A 1563-nucleotide genomic window follows, 5' to 3' on the forward strand; every position below is an offset into this window, starting at 1 on the left:
AGCGCACCGGTCGCGGCATCGAACGTGACGCCCGCGGGCAGTTCATTCGGCACGATCGCGCTGAGCGTATCGCCGCTATCGACGTCGGCAGCGCCGGTGAGTAGATCCAGCGTGACCGCGGCACCGTCTTCGGTGGCGTTGGCGGTGAGTTCGGCCTCAACCGTCGGCGCATCGTTGGTGCCGGTGACGGTCACCGTCAAAGTCGCCGTCGACGTATTGCCCTGACTGTCGCTCACGCTGTAGCTAATCTGTGAAGTCGCCGCTGCGCCTTCACCCAAGGCATTGAAATCCGTGCCCGGATCGAACCGATAACTTCCGTCTGGCTGGATAATGAACGAGCCGCCGTTGGAGCCAGCGATCACCTGGCCGATGTCATTGGCGCTGCCGTTGATGGCGACGACACGCAACTCACTGGATGCACTATCGGGGTCGCTATCGTTGGCGAGAACGCCCTGATCCGCAGACACTTCGAGCCCTTGCTGCTGCCGAGTCGCACCCTCGTCTTCCCGGGCGATAGGTGGCAGAACGTCCACACCGTAGTTCGCGATCGTATTCGCCGAGCCGACGTTACCCGCGGCGTCGGTATGGCTTACCGCCGCCTGAACGTTGCCGTTCTGTGCCAGTTGCGCCCCTGGCACGTTGATGGAGAAGGTGCCATCTCCGTCGAGCGTGCCGGTATAGCTCTGGTCACCCACCGTCAGAGTGACGCTATCACCCGCGACGTATTCGCCGCTGACCGTGCCGGTCACCGGGATATCGCGAGCCGACTCCTCGGCGTTGACGATATTGTCGCCGGCGATCGCGTCGAGTTCGATGCCAAGCGTGGGCGAGTTGACATCGACGTCGTAGTCGCGGCTGGTCGTTGCCGTACCGACGTTACCCGCAGCGTCGGCATGACTGATGACGGCGATGACGGCACCGCCCTGCGCCAGTGCGTTCCCCGGCACCTCGACGCTGAATCGAAGGTTCTCATCCACCGTGGCCGTAAACTGCGATTCGCCCACGAGCAGCGTGACCTGATCGCCGGCCGCCGCGTCTCCTCCGGCTACGCCCGATAACACGATCGGCTGATTGGATTCGGCAGCGTTGACGATATCGTCACCGGCGATGGCGTCGAGCTGCACCGTTGGCGATGGCGGATCGATATCGACGCCGTATGGGCGTGTGGTAGTCGCGGTGACGGTGACGTCGCCCTGCGTGTGCGTCAGGGTTACGGTAGCCGACTCATTACCGACCAGGAGGGACCCGGGTACGGTGATGGAAAACGTCAGGTTGTCATCGAGAACGGCAGAATAGGCCGTTTCGCCAATCGTGATCGTCACGGCGTCGCCCGGCGCGGCGTCGCCACCGCCTTTGCCCGTCAACACCAGGGGTCCCTGAGATTCCGAACGATTGACGATGTCATCGACGGCGATGGCGTCGAGGCCGACCGTTACAACAGGATCGGTCGTGCCGCCGTCACCGCCGCCAGCCGGAGGTGTGGTCGTGCCGCCACCGCCGCCGGTCGGGGGCGTGGTCGTATCGCCGTCGTCGCCGCCGGTCGGGGGATTGGTCGTATCGCCG

Annotated in this window: 1 protein-coding gene; it reads right to left on the minus strand. The window is 64.3% G+C overall.

Translation table 11 applies throughout. The annotated features are described in order from the left end of the window. Positions 1-1563: Ig-like domain-containing protein (locus DOM33_RS16050; RefSeq protein WP_162618000.1), on the minus strand; the 1563-nt coding region annotated here is incomplete at both ends.

This window comes from Salinicola halophilus (assembly GCF_003206155.1).
Lineage (GTDB): Bacteria > Pseudomonadota > Gammaproteobacteria > Pseudomonadales > Halomonadaceae > Salinicola > Salinicola halophilus.